Source organism: Leifsonia sp. NPDC102414, from assembly GCF_044765685.1.
Taxonomy (GTDB): domain Bacteria; phylum Actinomycetota; class Actinomycetes; order Actinomycetales; family Microbacteriaceae; genus Leifsonia.
On sequence record NZ_JBIWKN010000001.1, the window covers coordinates 442,086 to 459,929 of the forward strand.

Consider the following 17,844-nt stretch of genomic DNA (forward strand, 5'->3'; position numbering starts at 1 on the left):
CCGCCCCCAGAATGCGCAGGTAACGTAGACCGGATGCGACGCAGAGCCATCGTCATCCCGATCATCGCCGTGGTCGCTGTCTGCGCGCTCGCCGGGGGAGCCGCCATCGCCTGGTCGGCGAACGCCGGCGGCGACGACGGCATCCGTGCGGGGGCGCCTCTCCGCCAGGAGACGACGCCGACACCCACGCCCACCGTCGATCCGTTCCCCGACGAGCCGCTGACGCCGGACACGCGCTATGTCGCCCTCGGTGACTCGTTCGCCGCCGGAATGGGCGCAGGGGACGAGACCGGCCGGTGCGTCAGCAGTCCGAAGAGCTACCCGGACGTCTTCGCGGAGGAGTCCGGTGTCGACCTGATCGCGAACGCATCGTGCAGCGGCGCGACCACCTCCGACCTGCTGAAGCGTCAGCTCATCGCCCTCGACGACCGCACCGATCTGGTCACCCTCAGCATCGGCGGCAACGACCTCGGCGTCGCCGACATCGCCAGCGACTGCGCAGCAGGCAAGGCCATCCCGTGCCGGAACGAGCTGTCCTCGGCACTGTCGCTGCTCAACGTCCTGCCCGACCGATTGGATGCGGTCTACACCGCCGTCGCGAAGGCGGCGCCGAACGCGCGCATCGTCGTCACCGGTTACGCGCTCATGTACGACGCCTCCGACCCGAACGCCCCGGACTTCGGGCTGGCGGCCGCCATCAACGCCGCGACCGTCGGCCTCAACGAGGTCATCCGCACGGCGGTGGACGAGCAGCGGGCCAAGGGTGTGCCGATGATGTTCCTCGGCGTGAACTTCGACGGACACGGCATCGGCAACAAGACCCCGTGGGTCAACACGACGGGCTTCGCCGCGTTCCACCCCACCGCGGCCGGCTACCGGGAGTACGCGAGCGCGCTGATCAGGACGCTGGGGAAGGCGCAGTAGTCGACCCGGTGTGCGCTCTGGCGAACTCGAGCGTCTCCCCGAGCATCCCGAGCCGTTCGTCGTCCGTGCGTGCCTTACGGGTGTTGACCTCGGCGACGATGCTGCCTGACCAGCGGCGGTCGGCGAGCATCCTGAGCACCTCGGCGACCGGCTCGCCGCCGTGACCAGGCAGCAGATGCTCGTCGAAGACGCGGTTCTCGTCCAGGGGGCCTGAGCCGTCGCAGAGATGCACGTGCCGCAGGCGGTCGCCGAGTTCCGTGGCCAGCGCGAGAGAGTCGACGTTGCTGAGGGCGGCGTGGGAGAAGTCGAGAGTGACGGCGTCGCAGTCCATGGCCGCCGGATTCCAGCCGGGGGAGTACGCGCCAAGCGCCCTCCCGGCGAGCTTCCACGGGAACATGTTCTCCACGGCGATCTCCGTGCCGCTCGCCGCCGCGGTCTCGCGCACGATCGCCAGGAAGTCCTCCGCGTATCCCGACTGCCAGCGGAACGGAGGATGCACGACCACCGTGTCCGCGCCGACCGACGCCGCCAGCTCCGCCGACCGCTGCAGCTTCACCTGCGGGTCGCGCCCCCAGACGAAGTGCGTCAGCAGCAGCACGGGCGCGTGGACGGAGAGGATGGGCATCCCGTACCGGCCTGACAGGGTGAGCAGCGCATCCGGCGACTGGGTGGTCTCGTCGCGGGTGACCATCACCTCGACCCCGTCGAAACCGGCCTCCGCCGCGTAGCGGAAGCCGTCCTCGACCCCGAGCGGGTAGACGCACGACGTGCTCATGCCGATTCGCATCACGCGCGTCACTGTACCCACGGGGCCTGAACGCCGCATGACCGCCCGGAGAACGCCGGCGGCGCACAGGCGCCCTGGGTGGGGCTAGAACACGCTGGTACCCTGGCATACAGTGCGCAATGGCCGCGACCCAGACGGATTGGACACACCATCACACCCCACCCAAGCTCCTCCACGACCACCGAATCCACCGCGGAGTCCGAGACGTACGAACTCGTGATCGTCTCCAACAGGCTCCCCGTCGACCGGGTCACCGACGACGACGGCACCGCGAGCTGGCGGCCGTCGCCCGGGGGACTCGTCGCCGCACTGGAGCCCGTGATGCGGGCGGAGGACGGCATCTGGATCGGCTGGGCGGGCGTCGCGGACGAGGACATCGACCCGTTCGAAGCCGACGGGATCAACATCCTTCCCGTCCGGCTCAGCGAGCAGGACCTGCAGGAGTACTACGAGGGCTTCTCGAACGACACCCTCTGGCCGCTCTACCACGACGTGATCGCTCAGCCGAGCTTCCACCGCGAGTGGTGGGACACCTACGTCAAGGTCAACCAGCGCTTCGCGGATGCGGCTGCCGAGGTGTCGGCCAAGGGTGCGGTGGTCTGGGTGCACGACTATCAGCTCCAGCTCGTGCCCGCCATGCTGCGTGCGCAGCGACCCGACCTGGTGATCGGCTTCTTCAACCACATCCCGTTCCCGCCGTACGGGATCTACTCGCAGCTCCCGTGGCGCAGGCAGATCATCGACGGGCTGCTGGGAGCGGACGTGATCGGTTTCCAGCGCGTCGCAGACGCTGGCAACTTCTCCCGCGCCGTCCGGCGGCTCAAGGGTTACGAGACGCGCGGCCCGATCATCGAGGTGCCGATCGACACGGATGATCCGGATGCAGGGTCGCACCGCCACGTCACCACGAACAAGCACGGCGGCCTGGCGCGCACCGTCCTCGCCAGGCAGTTCCCGATCTCGATCGACGCCGAGCGCTACCAGGAGATGGCCAAGCGGCCGGAGATCCAGGAGCGCGCCCGCCAGATCAGGGAAGAGCTCGGCAACCCGGAGAAGATCCTGCTCGGCGTCGACAGGCTCGACTACACCAAGGGCATCGGGCACCGGTTGAAGGCGTTCGGCGAGCTCCTGGCGGAGGGGAAGCTCGACTCGGAGCACGTCACCCTCGTGCAGGTCGCGAGCCCCAGCAGGGAGCGCGTCGAGACGTACATGCAGCTCCGCGACGAGATCGAGCTGACGGTCGGCCGCATCAACGGCGACTACTCCACGCTCGGCCACACCGCCATCGCATACCTCCACCACGGCTACCCGCGCGAAGAGATGGTCGCCCTCTACCTCGCAGCGGACGTGATGCTCGTGACCGCCCTCCGCGACGGGATGAACCTGGTCGCCAAGGAGTACGTCGCCACCAGAGCGGACGACGACGGCGTGCTCGTGCTCAGCGAGTTCGCCGGGGCATCCGACGAACTCCGCCAGGCCCTCCTCATCAACCCGCACGACATCGAAGGGTTGAAGGAGACCATCCAGCAGGCCATCGCGATGCCGAAGCGCGAGAGGACCAGGCGGATGCGCGCCCTGCGCAAGCGCGTCCTCACCAACGACGTCGCCAAGTGGTCGGCCTCGTTCCTCGACGCGCTCACCCGCAGCGCCCACGGTGACCACCCGCTGCAGAACCCGCCCGTGAACCGGCGCTGAGCCGCATCCACCGACCTCGCGCCCGTGCAGGGCGACACGCACGACCAGAGAAAGCAGCATGACAGACACCGCCCCCGCAACACCGTCCGCCTCCGCCGTCGCCCTCGTCGACGCCCTCCGCGCGTTCGCCTCGACGGAGCGGATGCTCCTCGCGCTCGACTTCGACGGCACGCTCGCCCCGTTCGTCGACCGGCCGAAGGCGGCCAGGATGCTCCCGCAGGCCAAGGAGGCGCTCGACCGCCTGGAGGCGCTGCCGAACACCTGGGTCGCGTACATCTCCGGCCGGCCGCTCTCCAGCCTCGAGATCGTGACGGAGGCCGACGCCGACGCGCTCCTGATCGGTTCGCACGGCGTCGAGATCCGGTTCGGCCGCGACGGCGTCTCCCTCGACCTCAGCGTCACGGAGCAGGAGACCCTGCAGAAGCTCGGGGACGTGCTCGGCGCGCTCGTCGAATCCATTCCAGCCACGAGACTGGAGACGAAGCCGGTCGGATTCGGGGTGCACTACCGGCTGCTCGACGGTGACGAAGGCGCGAAGGCCGTCGAGGCTGCGTACGCTGCCGCGGCGTCCGTCAGCGACGACCTCACCATCCGCGACGGCAAGGACATCATCGAGTTCTCGGTGCGCGGCGCCAACAAGGGCGACGGCATCGAGCGACTGCGCGAGTACACGAAGGCGACGGCCGTGCTGTTCGCCGGAGACGACGTGACGGACGAGGACGGCTTCGCCGTGCTCCGGCCGGGTGCAGGCGACGTCGGCATCAAGGTGGGCGAGGGGGAGACCGCCGCGCAGTTCCGCCTGTCCGACGAGAACGCCGTCGCGACCATGCTGACGCTGCTCGCCGACGCACGCAGTTCCTCCGCAGCCTGACCGTTCAGCGGCTTCTCCGCAGACCTGGGACATATGTTCAGAGCAGCATCTGGGACGTCCTAGAGTTGATCCATGCCTGACATCGATTGGAAACCGCGTTCGCGCGTCGTCACCGACGGAATCGAAGCAACCACGAGCCGCGGGATGCTTCGGGCTGTCGGAATGGGCGACGCCGACTGGGAGAAGCCGCAGATCGGAATCGCGAGCTCCTGGAACGAGATCACCCCGTGCAACCTGTCCCTCGACCGCCTCGCGCAGGGGGCGAAAGAGGGCGTGCACTCCGGCGGGGGATACCCGCTGCAGTTCGGCACCATCTCCGTCTCCGACGGCATTTCGATGGGCCACGAGGGCATGCACTTCTCGCTCGTCTCGCGTGAGGTCATCGCCGACTCCGTCGAGACCGTCATGATGGCGGAGCGTCTCGACGGCACCGTGCTGCTCGCCGGATGCGACAAGTCGCTGCCCGGCATGCTCATGGCCGCAGCGCGCCTCGACCTCTCTGCGGTGTTCCTGTACGCCGGTTCCATCGCGCCCGGCTGGGTCAAGCTCTCGGACGGCACGGAGAAAGACGTCACGATCATCGACTCCTTCGAGGCGGTCGGCGCCTGCAAGGCGGGCAAGATGAGCGAGGAAGATCTCAAGCGCATCGAGTGTGCCATCGCCCCAGGCGAGGGCGCCTGCGGCGGCATGTACACCGCGAACACCATGGCCTCCGTCGCCGAGGCGCTCGGCATGAGCCTTCCCGGCTCCGCGGCTCCGCCCTCGGCAGACCGTCGCCGCGACTACTTCGCCCACCGCTCCGGCGAGGCCGTCGTCAACCTGCTGAAGCTCGGCATCACGGCGCGCGACATCCTCACCAAGAAGGCGTTCGAGAACGCCATCGCCGTCGCGATGGCGTTCGGCGGCTCGACCAACGTCGTGCTCCACCTGCTCGCCATCGCCCGCGAGGCGGAGGTCGACCTCACGATCGACGACTTCAACCGCATCGGAGACAAGGTCCCGCACATCGGCGACCTCAAGCCGTTCGGCAAGTACGTCATGAACGACGTCGACCGCCACGGCGGCGTCCCCGTCGTCATGAAGGCTCTGCTCGACGCCGGCCTGCTGCACGGCGACTGCCTCACCGTCACCGGCAAGACCGTCGCGGAGAACCTGGCCGAGATCAACCCGCCTGCTCCGGACGGGGAGGTCATGCGCTCGCTCGACAACCCCATCCACGCCACCGGCGGCATCACCATCCTCAAGGGCTCTCTCGCCCCGGAGGGCGCTGTCGTCAAGACGGCCGGCTTCGACGCCGAGGTGTTCGAGGGTCCTGCTCGCGTGTTCGAGCGCGAACGCGGAGCCATGGATGCGCTCACCGAGGGAACGATCAAGGCGGGCGATGTCGTCATCATCCGCTACGAGGGCCCCAAGGGCGGGCCGGGGATGCGCGAGATGCTCGCCATCACCGCGGCCATCAAGGGCGCGGGCCTCGGCAAGGATGTACTACTATTGACGGACGGACGATTCTCAGGCGGCACAACCGGCCTGTGCATCGGCCACATAGCACCCGAAGCGGTGGACGCAGGTCCCATCGCCTTCGTGCGCGATGGTGATCTGATACGGGTCGATATCGCGGCTCGCTCCCTCGACCTACTTGTCGACGAGTCAGAGCTGACCGCCCGCCGTGAAGGCTGGGCGCCTCTTCCCCCGCGCTATACCCGTGGCGTCCTCGCGAAGTACTCCAAGCTCGTGCACTCCGCAGCGGAGGGCGCGGTCACGGGGTAGCTCCGCTTCCTCGCATCATCCGTTTCGTACGTAAGGGACTCGCCCACACATGTCCTCGGAACCTAGTTCTCCCAGTACCGTGTTGCCATCCGCGACGCCTGGAAAGGCGTCGCCCGAATCACTGACGGGCTCGCAGTCCGTCGTCCGCACCCTGGAGCTCCTCGGTGTCACCGACGTCTTCGGGCTCCCAGGTGGGGCCATCCTCCCCATCTACGACGCGATCATGGACTCCACCAAGATCCGTCACATCCTGGTCAGGCACGAGCAGGGAGCGGGCCACGCCGCAGAGGGCTACGCATCGTCGAGCAACAAGGTCGGCGTGGCGATGGCCACCTCCGGCCCTGGCGCGACCAACCTCGTCACGGCCATCATGGACGCGCACATGGACTCCGTCCCCGTGGTGTTCATCACCGGTCAGGTCTTCTCCACACTGATGGGGACGGACGCCTTCCAGGAGGCCGACATCGTCGGCATCACCATGCCGATCACCAAGCACTCGTTCCTGGTGAAGAGCGCGGAGGACATCCCGGCGACCATCGCTGCGGCGTACCACATCGCAGGAACGGGCCGCCCAGGTCCCGTGCTCGTCGACATCACCAAGGACGCGCAGCAGAACGCGGTGCCGTTCATCTGGCCGCCCAAGCTGGACCTGCCGGGCTACCGGCCGATCACCAAGGCGCACGGCAAGCAGATCCTCGCGGCCGCACAGCTGCTCGCCGAGGCCAAGAAGCCCATCCTGTACGTGGGCGGCGGCGTCATCCGGTCCCGCGCATCCCAGGAGCTGCTCGAGCTCGCCGAGGTCACAGGTGCGCCGGTGACCACGACGCTGATGGCCCGTGGCGCCTTCCCCGACTCGCACAAGCAGCACCTCGGGATGCCGGGGATGCACGGCACGGTTCCCGCCGTGCTCGCTCTGCAGGAGGCGGATCTCATCGTGTCGCTCGGAGCGCGGTTCGACGACCGCGTCACCGGCAACACCTCGCTGTTCGCCCCGAACGCGAAAGTCGTCCACGTCGATGTCGACCCGGCTGAGATCTCCAAGATCCGGATCGCAGACGTGCCCATCGTCGGCGATGCCAAAGACGTCATCGTCGATCTGACCGCCGCCTTCACGGAGGCAACGAAAGAGCACGCACCGGACACGGTCGAGTGGTGGACGTACCTGAACGGGCTCCGCGAGGAGTTCCCGCTCGGCTTCGCCCCGACGACGGACGGCCTGCTCGCCCCGCAGCACATCATCAAGCGGATCGGCGAGCTGACCGGGCCGGAAGGCGTCTACGTCGCGGGAGTCGGCCAGCACCAGATGTGGGCAGCGCAGTTCATCAAGTACGAGCGCCCCAACGCCTGGCTCAACTCCGGCGGCGCCGGCACGATGGGGTACTCCGTGCCGGCCGCGATGGGCGCCAAGGTCGCCCAGCCCGACCGCGTCGTGTGGTCGATCGACGGCGACGGCTGCTTCCAGATGACCAATCAGGAGCTCGCCACCTGCACGATCAACAACATCCCGATCAAGGTCGCGATCATCAACAACTCGTCGCTCGGCATGGTGCGGCAGTGGCAGACGCTGTTCTACGACGGCCGGTACTCCAACACCGACCTGAACACGGGCCACGACACCGTGCGCGTCCCCGACTTCGTGAAGCTGGCAGAGGCGTACGGCGCTCTCGGCATCCGCGTCACCAAGGAGGAAGAGGTGGATGCGGCGATCAAGCTCGCGCTGGAGACCAACGACCGCCCCGTGGTCATCGACTTCGTCGTGAGCGCGGACGCCATGGTCTGGCCGATGGTCCCGCAGGGCGTCAGCAACAGCTACGTCCAGTACGCCCGCGACCACAGCCCGGCCTTCGGAGAGGAGTAACCATGAGCACGCACGTTCTGAGCCTCCTCGTCGAGGACAAGCCGGGTCTGCTGACCCGCGTGGCAGGCCTGTTCGCCCGCCGCGGCTTCAACATCGAGTCTCTGGCGGTCGGTACGAGTGAGGTCGACGGCCTCTCCCGCATCACCGTCGTGGTGGATGTGGAAGACCTCCCGCTCGAGCAGGTCACCAAGCAGCTCAACAAGCTGATCAACGTCATCAAGATCGTGGAGCTCGACCCTGCGCAGTCCGTGCAGCGCGAGCACCTGCTGATCAAGGTGCGCGTCGACAACACCACCCGCTCGCAGGTGCTCGAAGCCGTCAACCTGTTCCGCGCCCGCGTCGTCGACGTGGCGACGGACGCCCTCGTCATCGAGGTCACGGGCGACAGCGGAAAGACCCAGGCGCTGCTCAAGGTGCTCGAACCGTACGGGATCAAGGAGATGGCGCAGTCCGGCCTCCTCGCGATCGGGCGCGGCTCGAAGTCCATCACAGAGCGCGTCTTCAAGAACTAACTCGTCTGTCCGGGCGACGAGAGATTCAACTCGCCTGTCCGGGCGACGAACGACTCACTGCAGAACCACACGAACAAGGAGAATCCACCAGTGGCTGAGATCTACTACGACAACGATGCAGACCTGTCGATCATCCAGGGCAAGAAGGTCGCCGTCATCGGCTACGGCTCGCAGGGTCACGCGCACGCGCAGAACCTCCGCGACTCCGGCGTCGAGGTCGTCATCGGCCTCAAGGAGGGCTCGAAGTCGAAGCCCAAGGCCGAAGAGGCAGGCTTCCAGGTCCTGAGCGCCGCGGACGCGGCGAAGTGGGCGGACGTCATCGTCATCCTCGCGCCCGACCAGGTGCAGCGTCACCTGTACGCCGACGACATCCAGCCGAACCTCGAAGATGGCAACGCGCTCGTCTTCGGCCACGGCTTCAACATCCGTTTCGGCTACATCGAGGCGCCTGAGGGGGTCGACGTGATCATGGTCGCCCCCAAGGGCCCAGGTCACACCGTGCGTCGCGAGTACGAGGCCGGCCGTGGCGTTCCCGTGATCGTCGCCGTCGAGAAGGACGCCACCGGCAACGCGTGGCCCCTCGTCCTCAGCTACGCCAAGGGCATCGGCGGACTTCGCGCAGGCGGCATCAAGACCACCTTCACCGAGGAGACCGAGACCGACCTGTTCGGTGAGCAGGCCGTTCTCTGCGGTGGCGTCTCGCAGCTCGTCCAGTACGGCTTCGAGACCCTGACCGAGGCCGGCTACCAGCCGCAGGTCGCGTACTTCGAGGTGCTGCACGAGCTCAAGCTCATCGTGGACCTGATGTGGGAGGGCGGCATCGCCAAGCAGCGCTGGAGCGTGTCAGACACCGCTGAGTACGGCGACTACGTCTCCGGCCCGCGCGTCATCGACCCGCACGTCAAGGAGAACATGCAGGCCGTTCTCGCCGACATCCAGTCCGGCGCGTTCGCCGAGCGTTTCATCGCCGACCAGGACGCAGGGGCTCCCGAGTTCCTCGCACTCCGCAAGAAGGGCGAGCAGCACCCGATCGAGGCCACCGGCCGCGAGCTGCGCAAGCTGTTCGCCTGGAACGCGTCGAACGACGACGACTACGTGGATGGCGAGGTCGCCCGCTGATCGTCGCCTGAGCGACCGACTGGCTAGTCTGGAGAGGTGCCGCTTCCGCCCGCGCGGAGGTCGGCACCTCTTCTGTCTTTCCCGGCCGCCGGTCCGCGTCGGCTTGATCATTTCGGAGGTTCCGTGTCCCGTCGACTCGCCGTCGAGATCGCCGTCCAGGACAGGGCGGGCGTACGCGTCGCCCTCGAGGCGGGAGCCGACCGCATCGAGCTGTGCTCCGCGCTCGGCGTCGGCGGCCTCACTCCGTCGGCCGCACTCATCCAGGCGGCGGTCGAGGAGGCCGCATCGGCGGGACGCGACGGTTTCGTGCACGTCCTGATCCGGCCGCGCGCCGGCGGCTTCGTCTACGACGCTGACGAGGTGGAGCTCGCGGTGGCCGACATCCGGTTCGCCAGGGAGGCGGGCGCATCCGGGGTCGTGGTGGGCGCGCTCGACGGCATCGGCGCTGTCGACACGGACGCCGTCGCACGCTTCGTCGAGGCCGCGGGCGACCTCGACGTGACCTTCCACCGCGCCATCGACATCGTTCCCGACCCGCTCGGCGCGCTCGACGCCCTCGCCTCGCTGGGCGTCCGGCGCATCCTGACCTCTGGCGGAGCATCGCGCAGCGTCGACGGCGTCGGGATGCTCGCCGCCCTCAGCGCGGAGTCGGCCGGTCGTGTGCAGATCATGGCGGGTGGGGGAGTGAGCGTCGCCGACATCGCCGCCATCGCGGTCACGGGCGTGGATGCGGTCCACCTGTCGGCGCGCACCACCGTCACGGGGTCGCCGTCCGGCCCAGGCGGGGGTGACGCGGCGTACGACGTCACTGACGCGGCGGTCGTGCGCGAAGCGATCGCGGCCGCGGGCTGAGCCCGCGCGTCAGGCCGGGGAGACCACCGCAGCCACGGCGAGCAGCGCCAGGGCTGCGACGCCCGGCACCACGCGCAGCAGGTGGAACGAGACCCACCGGTCGCGGTGCTCCTGCCAGTCGGCGGGCAGCGTGTCGACCGTCCAGGTCTCGATGGTCTTCACGATCGGCACCTCGACCGTCATCGTGACGACGAGGGTGAGCGCGAGGAGCACGAACGCGATGCCGGCCAGGATCAGGGTCGCCGGCTGTCCGAACGCCGCCACCACGACGACCGCGATGGTGGACAGCAGCGCGAGCGGCATGAGCAGCGTCATCACGGGCGCCAGGTTGGCGCTCAGTCGACGGACGAGCGGCAGCAGCACGGCGGGCTCGAAGGTCGCGATCGTGCGGGTCAGCGCGATCCACGGTCCCCAGTAGACGCCGACCACCAGGGCGACGAGCACGATGCTGACCACGATGAGGATGGACATGGCACTCCTTTACATAATTACAGTCACAGTATAAATCGCGTTGCTGTAAAATCATCGGGTGAGCGATCGAACGGTGGTCTGGGAGCACGACGACGCAGGGAAGAAGCTCGGCCTGCGCGAGCAGAAGAAGCGCAGGATGCGCCGCCTGCTCTCCGACACGGCCACCGAGCTGTTCGTCGAGCGGGGCTTCGACGCGGTCCAGGTCGCGGAGATCGCCCGGGCCTGCGGCGTCTCGGAGAAGACCGTCTTCAACTACTTCCCGAGCAAGGAGGCGCTGCTGCTCGACCGTGGCGATGTCACCAGCGCCGGTCTCCAGCGTGCCCTGGAGGACCAGACGGCACCCGCCTCCGCAGTGGTCGCTGCCATGCTCGACGGCGAGCTCGGACGCCTCACGGCCTGGATCGACGCTCAGCCGGATCCGCGCGAGGCGTACAGGAAGACCGCCAGGTTCGGCGACCTGATCGCCGAGACCGCGTCGCTGCGCGCGCACCAGCGCGAACAGCTCGACACTCTGGTCGTCCAGGCGAGCGGACTGCTCGCGCGCCGCTACGGCTATGCCGACGACGACCCTGAGCCGCGGATCGCGGCGGTGGCGCTGATCGGCCTGGTCGAGATCCAGGCGCTCGCGCTGCGCCGAGAACTCGCGCTGGGGACGCCCACCGCTCGCCTGCGCGCGGCGGTGGCGTGCGACGTCAGCCGCGCATCCACTGTCGTCGCTGCGGTCGAGGGGCGGCTCGGAGCGCGCTGAGGCCGCGGCCCTGGGCGCTTCGCCTCGCGCTGATCAGAGCGCGCAGAACACGCACAGCGCGATGAGCAGCAGCTGCAGCAGCAGGCGCGGCACGAGCGGCGTGCCGAACGCGCCGAACCGGTCGGGGTGGCGCGCTGCGTACGCATTCGCGGGGAACACCGCCACCAGGAAGATCACCAGGCAGATCGCCGCTGCGACACGGGTCGCAGGCACCAGCAGCCCGATGCCGCCCGCCAGCTCGCACACCCCGGTGAACGCGACCAGCACTTTCGGGGAGAGCGGGCCACTCCAGCGCATCCTGGGCGGGATCATCGCCGCCATTCCGCGTGCTGGGGCCGGGACGAAGTGCAGCACACCCATCCCGATGAAGACGCAGGCCAGTGCGATCCGCACGACGAGCTGGGCGATATCGAAGGCGGTCACGCTTCCCAGTCTGCACTGTCCAGCGACCTGCTGGATGCGCGGCCCGCGCGCAGGCGGCGCCGGGAACGCCGCGTAACGCGGCGAAAGGAGCTCCCGCGCAGCCGGTAGAGTTGAGGCGATCCGCGCCCCGATGACCTGTGGCGCTTTCTCCCAAGCCAGCCTCTGCAACTCTGTAAGGAACTGCCACGTGACAAAGCCGGTCGTGCTGATCGCCGAAGAACTTTCGCCCGCCACCGTCGACGCCCTCGGGCCGGACTTCGACATCCGCACCGTGGACGGCACCGACCGTCCAGCGCTGCTCTCCGCCGTGGCGGACGCCGACGCCATCCTGGTGCGTTCAGCGACCAAGGTCGACGCCGAGGTCATCGGCGCAGCCCCCAAGCTGCGCGTCGTCGCCCGCGCTGGCGTCGGGCTCGACAACGTCGACATCAAGTCGGCGACCAACGCCGGCGTCATGGTCGTGAACGCCCCGACCTCCAACATCATCTCGGCCGCCGAACTCACCGTCGGCCACATCCTGAGCCTCGCCCGCCACATCCCCGCCGCGCACAACGCACTCGCCCAGGGGCAGTGGAAGCGATCGAAGTACACCGGGACCGAGGTCTACGAGAAGACCGTCGGCATCATCGGCCTCGGCCGCATCGGCGCGCTCATCACGGCCCGCCTGCAGGCGTTCGGCACCAAGGTGATCGCCTTCGACCCGTACGTCACGTCCGCGCGCGCCCAGCAGCTCGGCGTGCAGCTCGTCACGCTCGACGAGCTCCTCGCCGAGGCCGACTTCATCACCATCCACATGCCGAAGACACCGGAGACCACCGGCATGATCAGCGACGACCAGCTCGCGCTGATGAAGCCGACCGCGTTCATCGTCAACGTGGCCCGCGGCGGTCTGATCGACGAGGACGCGCTCTACCGCGCCCTCTCCACCAAGTCCATCGCCGGCGCGGGGCTCGACGTGTTCGTCACCGAGCCGCCCACCGATTCGCCGCTGCTCGCGCTCGAGAACGTCGTCGTCACCCCGCACCTCGGAGCATCCACCGACGAAGCGCAGGAGAAGGCGGGTGTCTCCGTGGCCAAGTCGGTGCGGCTCGCGCTGTCCGGCGAGCTGGTCCCGGATGCGGTCAACGTCGCAGGCGGCGTCATCGACCCGTACGTGCGCCCCGGCATCCCGCTGGTCGAGAAGCTCGGCCAGGTGTTCTCCGGCCTCGCGCACAGCCCGCTCACCAGCGTGGACGTCGAGGTGCGCGGCGAGCTCGTCGACTACGACGTCAGCGTCCTCAAGCTCGCGGCGCTGAAGGGCATCTTCACCAACGTCGTCAGCGAGACCGTCTCCTACGTGAACGCCCCCCTGCTCGCCGACCAGCGCGGCATCGAGGTGCGTCTCATCACCGACTCTGTCAGCGAGGAGTACCGCAACCTGATCACCCTGCGCGGCGCGCTCAGCGACGGCTCGCAGGTGTCGGTGTCCGGCACGCTCACCGGCACGAAGCAGATCGAGAAGGTCGTCGAGATCAACGGCTACGACGTCGAGGTCCCGATCGCAGAGCACCTCATCGTCATGGTCTACGACGACCGCCCCGGCATCGTCGCGGTCTACGGCCACGAGTTCGGCGAGGCCGAGATCAACATCGCAGGCATGCAGATCGCCCGCACGTCGGCCGGAGGCAAGGCGCTCAGCGTGCTCACGGTCGACTCGCGCATCCCGGAGGGTCTGCTCGAGAAGGTCAAGGTCGCGATCAACGCCGACCTGATGCAGGAGATCGACATCACCGAGTCCTGACCGGACCCGAACGCTGCACTCCGTTCGGACGGAGAACCCGCGCGCCACGCCGTGGGATTCTCTGTCCGGACGGAGTTTCGTGCATCCGGAGCCGGAATCTCCTTCTGAAAAAGTTCGGTGGGCTGTCGATTTCCGCGGTTGACTGACGTCGTAGTGGTGTTCACATCCGCTGCGCGCGAGCGCGAGAAGCAAGGAGACATCATGTCGGAGGAATACGTCCTGCTCATCAGGGAACCGAACTGGGACCCGACCTCGATGACAGAAGAGCAGTGGGAGGCCGGGATGGCCGGCCACCGGGCGTTCCAGGATGCGGTGGTCGCGGCCGGAGAGAAGATCCTCGCCTCGAACGCTCTGCAGCCGGTCAGCGCCGCCACCAAGATCACCCCGCAGGACGGCGGCGCCCCGGTGTTCACGGACGGTCCGTTCGGGGAGACCCGCGAGGTGGTCACCGGGTTCTACAGCTTCACCGCCGCCACGCCCGAGCAGGCGAAGCAGCTGGCCGCGCTCGTGCCGACGGACGGCTGGACCGAGCTGTACCCCGTCCTGGTGCTCGACAGGGTCAACTGATTGTGCCGGTGGTCGCAGCTTGTTTGAATGGGCTGTGACCACCGCCATCGAGCGCGCCTTCCGCACGGACGCCCCGCGCATCCTTGGGGCGGTCGCCCGCACCGTCGGCGACCTCCTCATCGCGGAGGACGCCGTGCAGGAGGCGTTCGCCCGCGCTGTCGCCGAGGCGTCGGCCGGGCGCGAACCGGCGAACCCCGCCGCCTGGATCACGACGGTCGCCAAACGGATCGCCGTCGACGCGCGACGCAGGGAGAGCACGGCGGCGCGCGCCGCACCCATGCTCGCCGCCGAGGCGGCCCGCGCGGCCGACCGGCAGGCGGAGATCGACATGCAGGCGAACGAGGTGTTCACCGGGGACGAGCGGCTGGAGCTCATCCTGCTGGTCTGTCACCCCGAGGTGGCGGAGGAGACGCGCGTCGCGCTCGCCCTGCGGTTCGTCTGCGACGTGCCGACCGCGCAGGTGGCCGAGGTGTTCCTCGTGCAGGAGGCGACGATGGCCGCGCGGCTCACTCGCGCGAAGAAGCGCATCCACGACTCGCGGCTGCGGTTAAGGGCCGGCGACGACGCCGACCTCGCCGCCAGGCTCCCGGATGCGCTCACCACCATCTACCTGCTGTACACGGTCGGTCACGCCCGCGCAGACGGCCGCCTGCGCACCGCGGGCATCGAACTGGCCAGGGATGCGTACCGCCTCCGCCAGCAGGACGACGAAGCGGCCGGACTGCTCGCGCTGCTGCTGCTAACCGAGGCGAGGCAGACCACTCGCCTGTCCGACGCCGACGAGTTCGTCACCCTCGCCGAGGCAGACCGCTCGCTCTGGAACGCGGCGATGCTGGCGGAAGGGGAGCGGCTCGCCACGGTCGCGCTGACCACGGCCGCGGCCGATGGGCCTGGCCGGTTCGCGCTGCAGGCGGGGATCGCCGGGCTGCACGGACTGTCGCCCACCTGGGAGAGCACGGACTGGCCGGCCATCGCGCGACTCTACGACGGACTGGTGCTGCGCTGGCCGTCCGCAGCAGCGCAGCTCGGCCGCGCCGTGGCGCGCGGGTACAGCCCCGACGTCGGGCCGGAGGCGGCGCTGGCGGAGCTGGACGCGCATCCCGAGCTGTTCGCCGGGGTGGTCGCCGCTCAGGCCCTCGCCGTGCGCGCCGACCTGTTGCGGCTGGCTCTGGATGCGCGGGCCGGGGAGGCGTACGAGCTCGCGGTCGACGCAGCCCAGGATGCGCGGGTGCGGCGGTTCCTGGAGAAGCGGCGCGACGCGCTCGGCGGCTGACCGTCGGCCGCGCCTGTCGGCCGGTGCCTGTCAGCCGGCGGGGGAGTCCGCCAGGCGCTTCACCAGCTCGATCACCCTGTCCATGTCGGTCTCGCTGCGGAGCACGGCGTTCGTGTCGGGGAGCAGGGCGGTGTTGTAGTACATCCCGTCGCCGATCAGCATGATGACGCGGGCCACCAGTGGGTCTCCGACCGTGGACTCCAGGATCTCCAGCCAGGAGCGCTGCATGGCGGACAGCGCGTCCCGTGCCCGGCTGTCGGCGCTCTGGGCGAGCCGGGCGACGGCCACGATGGAGCGTTCCAGGTCGTTGTCGGTGGGGACGGACGTGCGGATGAAGTAGGCGACGGGGCCCTCCGGAGCAACCCGCATCCGTTCGAGGTCGGCGTCGACCTGGGAGCGCAGCCGGTCGAGGACGCCGTCGACCATCGCGTCCTTGGAGGCGAAGTGATAGAGCAGGCCGCCTTTGGAGACGCCGGCGCGCGCGGCGACGGCGTCGAGGGTCGCTGCGCGCTCGCTCTGCTCTCCGAGCAGTTCTTCGAAGGCGTCGAGGATGCGATCGCGGGCGGAGGGGGTGTCTGCCATGACGCCATCGTAGTCCGTCGGGGTTGAAAACTGTACCGTCCAGACGGTACAGTAGGCGCATGTCCACCACGACTCCCACTACATCGACGCCCACCGCCGCCCCGCGTGCCGGTGCGCGCCAATGGGTGGCGCTCGCGGTCCTCATGCTTCCCGTCCTGCTCGTCTCTGTCGACAACACGGTGCTCAGCTTCGCGCTTCCCGCCATCTCCCAGGCCCTCGAACCGAGCGGAACGGGGATGCTCTGGATCATCGACGCGTACCCGCTCGTGCTCGCGGGCCTTCTCGTGTCGATGGGCAGCCTCGGCGACCGCATCGGCCGCCGCAGACTGCTCATGATCGGTGCCACCGGCTTCGCGCTCGTGTCCGTCGGTGCTGCGTTCGCGCCCACCACGGAACTCCTCATCGCGGCCCGCGCGAGCCTCGGCTTCTTCGGCGCCATGCTCATGCCGTCCACGCTGTCGCTGCTGCGGAGCACCTTCGTCGACCGCGAGCAGCGCCGCCTGGCCATCGCCGTGTGGGCCTCCGGATTCGCTGCAGGCTCCGCCCTCGGGCCGATCGTCGGCGGCATCCTGATCCAGCACTTCTGGTGGGGGTCCGTGTTCCTGCTGGCCGTGCCGGTGCTCATCCCGCTGCTGGTGCTCACGCCGCTGCTCGTGCGCGAGTCGCGCGACCCGAACCCCGGACCGATCGACGTGCCGAGCATCCTGCTCTCGCTGCTGACGATGGCCCCCATCGTCTACGGCATCAAGACGCTCGCCTCCGACGGGGTCTCCGTCGCCGGGGTGCTCGCGATCCTGATCGGACTGGTCTCCGGCTGGCTGTTCGTGCGCAGGCAGCTGCGCCGGCCCATCCCGATGCTCGACATGCGGCTGTTCCGCCGCGGCTCGTTCAGCGGGGCGGTGCTGATCAACCTGCTCAGCGTGGTGTCGCTCGTCGGTTACCTGTTCTTCGTGTCGCAGCACCTGCAGCTCGTGCTCGGGCTGAACCCGATCGACGCCGGGCTGGTGCTCATCCCCGGGCTCGCGACCATGATCGTCGCCGGCCTCGTGGTCGTGCCGATCGCGCGGCGGGTGCGTCCGGGCATCGTGGTGCCTGTCGCGCTCCTCATCTCGGCGGGCGGCTACCTCCTGGTGGCGTTGACAGGCGGCGGTGCCCAGACCGGGGTGCTCATCCTGTCGTTCGTGATGCTGGGGCTCGGCATCGGCGCCGCGGAGACCGTGTCGAACGAGCTGATCCTGTCGAGCGCGCCCGCTGAGAAGGCTGGGGCGGCGTCGGCGGTGTCGGAGACGGCGTACGAGCTGGGCGCCGTGCTCGGTACGGCGACGCTCGGCACGATCCTCACCGTGTCGTACCGCACGGGCGTGGTGCTCCCCGACGGCCTGACGGCCGCGCAGGCGCACGCCGCGGGGGAGACCCTCGGTGGCGCGACCACTGTGGCGGGTCAGCTCCCTTCGGCCCTCGGTGAGCAGCTGCTCGCCTCCGCCAGGGCGGCGTTCGACTCCGGCGTGGCGCTCACCGCGGGCATCGGTGTGGCCCTCATGGTCGCCGCCGCCGTGCTCGCCGTCGTCTCCCTGCGCACGGTGCGTGGCTGACCGCCGGTAATGTGGTGATGGTC

General features: G+C 68.9%; 17 protein-coding genes. 13 read left to right on the plus strand and 4 right to left on the minus strand.

Translation table 11 applies throughout. From position 1 onward, the window contains the following. Positions 1-33: 33 nt before the first annotated feature. Positions 34-924, plus strand: a complete 891-nt coding sequence (locus ACIRCZ_RS02040) for an SGNH/GDSL hydrolase family protein (RefSeq protein WP_082581292.1) — start codon at positions 34-36, stop codon at positions 922-924. Here ACIRCZ_RS02040 and ACIRCZ_RS02045 read toward each other — a convergent pair. Then, a complete protein-coding gene (locus ACIRCZ_RS02045) occupies positions 899-1,714 on the minus strand; it encodes a sugar phosphate isomerase/epimerase (RefSeq protein ID WP_082581347.1) in 816 nt (271 codons plus the stop codon). The genes ACIRCZ_RS02040 and ACIRCZ_RS02045 overlap by 26 nt on opposite strands. Positions 1,715-1,927: 213 nt before the next feature. On the opposite strand from ACIRCZ_RS02045, the gene otsA reads away from it, so the two are divergent. From otsA to ACIRCZ_RS02080, 7 genes are all read left to right on the plus strand, one after another. Continuing rightward, positions 1,928-3,406, plus strand: coding sequence for an alpha,alpha-trehalose-phosphate synthase (UDP-forming) (gene otsA, locus ACIRCZ_RS02050; RefSeq protein WP_321164239.1), 1,479 nt, complete (start codon positions 1,928-1,930; stop codon positions 3,404-3,406). Positions 3,407-3,464: 58 nt separating this feature from the next. Next, positions 3,465-4,277 (plus strand): trehalose-phosphatase, encoded by an 813-nt coding sequence (gene otsB, locus ACIRCZ_RS02055; RefSeq protein ID WP_402849109.1) that lies wholly within the window; start codon positions 3,465-3,467, stop codon positions 4,275-4,277. A gap of 72 nt (positions 4,278-4,349) precedes the next feature. Beyond that, positions 4,350-6,044, plus strand: a complete 1,695-nt coding sequence (ilvD, locus tag ACIRCZ_RS02060) for a dihydroxy-acid dehydratase (RefSeq protein ID WP_055892776.1) — start codon at positions 4,350-4,352, stop codon at positions 6,042-6,044. Positions 6,045-6,093: 49 nt separating this feature from the next. Next, a complete protein-coding gene (locus ACIRCZ_RS02065; RefSeq protein ID WP_402849113.1) occupies positions 6,094-7,902 on the plus strand; it encodes an acetolactate synthase large subunit in 1,809 nt (602 codons plus the stop codon). Positions 7,903-7,904: 2 nt separating this feature from the next. Then, positions 7,905-8,414, plus strand: coding sequence for an acetolactate synthase small subunit (ilvN, locus tag ACIRCZ_RS02070; RefSeq protein WP_055892785.1), 510 nt, complete (start codon positions 7,905-7,907; stop codon positions 8,412-8,414). A gap of 90 nt (positions 8,415-8,504) precedes the next feature. After that, positions 8,505-9,533, plus strand: a complete 1,029-nt coding sequence (ilvC, locus tag ACIRCZ_RS02075; protein ID WP_055892789.1) for a ketol-acid reductoisomerase — start codon at positions 8,505-8,507, stop codon at positions 9,531-9,533. 123 nt (positions 9,534-9,656) lie between these two features. Next, positions 9,657-10,385, plus strand: a complete 729-nt coding sequence (locus ACIRCZ_RS02080; protein ID WP_402849118.1) for a copper homeostasis protein CutC — start codon at positions 9,657-9,659, stop codon at positions 10,383-10,385. Positions 10,386-10,394: 9 nt separating this feature from the next. Here the strand turns inward: ACIRCZ_RS02080 and ACIRCZ_RS02085 are convergent, their stop codons facing one another. Continuing rightward, a complete protein-coding gene (locus ACIRCZ_RS02085) occupies positions 10,395-10,856 on the minus strand; it encodes an anthrone oxygenase family protein (RefSeq protein WP_402849121.1) in 462 nt (153 codons plus the stop codon). A 58-nt stretch (positions 10,857-10,914) separates the two neighbouring features. Here ACIRCZ_RS02085 and ACIRCZ_RS02090 point away from each other — a divergent pair, with 58 nt between their 5' ends. Further along, the gene (locus ACIRCZ_RS02090) at positions 10,915-11,604 is read left to right on the plus strand and encodes a TetR/AcrR family transcriptional regulator (protein WP_402849124.1); all 690 of its coding nucleotides are present in this window, start codon (positions 10,915-10,917) and stop codon (positions 11,602-11,604) included. 33 nt (positions 11,605-11,637) lie between these two features. Here the strand turns inward: ACIRCZ_RS02090 and ACIRCZ_RS02095 are convergent, their stop codons facing one another. Further along, entirely contained in the window at positions 11,638-12,027 is a 390-nt protein-coding gene (locus tag ACIRCZ_RS02095) for a DoxX family protein (RefSeq protein ID WP_402849127.1), read from the minus strand. A 187-nt stretch (positions 12,028-12,214) separates the two neighbouring features. Between ACIRCZ_RS02095 and serA the strand changes: the two genes are divergently transcribed. From serA to ACIRCZ_RS02110, 3 genes are all read left to right on the plus strand, one after another. After that, positions 12,215-13,807, plus strand: coding sequence for a phosphoglycerate dehydrogenase (gene serA / locus ACIRCZ_RS02100; protein WP_055892802.1), 1,593 nt, complete (start codon positions 12,215-12,217; stop codon positions 13,805-13,807). Positions 13,808-14,008: 201 nt separating this feature from the next. Then, a complete protein-coding gene (locus ACIRCZ_RS02105; protein ID WP_402849131.1) occupies positions 14,009-14,374 on the plus strand; it encodes a YciI family protein in 366 nt (121 codons plus the stop codon). 34 nt (positions 14,375-14,408) lie between these two features. Continuing rightward, positions 14,409-15,647 (plus strand): RNA polymerase sigma factor, encoded by a 1,239-nt coding sequence (locus ACIRCZ_RS02110; protein ID WP_402849134.1) that lies wholly within the window; start codon positions 14,409-14,411, stop codon positions 15,645-15,647. 30 nt (positions 15,648-15,677) lie between these two features. On the opposite strand, the gene ACIRCZ_RS02115 is transcribed toward ACIRCZ_RS02110, so the two are convergent. Next, on the minus strand, positions 15,678-16,229 hold the full coding sequence (locus ACIRCZ_RS02115) for a TetR/AcrR family transcriptional regulator (protein ID WP_055892814.1): 552 nt from the start codon (positions 16,227-16,229) through the stop codon (positions 15,678-15,680). A 59-nt stretch (positions 16,230-16,288) separates the two neighbouring features. On the opposite strand from ACIRCZ_RS02115, the gene ACIRCZ_RS02120 reads away from it, so the two are divergent. Beyond that, on the plus strand, positions 16,289-17,821 hold the full coding sequence (locus tag ACIRCZ_RS02120) for an MFS transporter (RefSeq protein ID WP_402849139.1): 1,533 nt from the start codon (positions 16,289-16,291) through the stop codon (positions 17,819-17,821). Positions 17,822-17,844: the final 23 nt, after the last annotated feature.